We start from the raw sequence: 219 nt of genomic DNA, 5'->3' as shown, positions 1-219 counted from the left end.
TTTTATACATATAGTAGTTTTCCTTTCCTGATGGACCAAAACCTAATTTAATCCAATCTATATAATCAAACGATACTTTCAAATTACCCTCTCTTGTAAAATCAAATTCACATGATGTCCATGGTTCAAGACCTTCTTTTTTAAATAAATCCCTCAAATTCATAAACAAGTAATAAAGATTCATCCATAAATCATCAAATATTTCTTCTGAAATATTAT

General features: G+C 26.5%; 1 protein-coding gene. It reads right to left on the bottom strand.

All coding sequences use genetic code 11. From position 1 onward, the window contains the following. Positions 1-219, bottom strand: a 219-nt coding sequence (locus tag IDG60_RS03660) for a TIGR01741 family protein (RefSeq protein WP_206160504.1), incomplete at both ends; no start/stop codon positions are given.

The sequence above is a fragment of the Staphylococcus sp. EG-SA-2 genome (assembly GCF_017152085.1).
The sequence above is the reverse complement of the archived record's forward strand: the minus strand, read 5'-3'. Positions and strand labels throughout refer to the sequence as shown.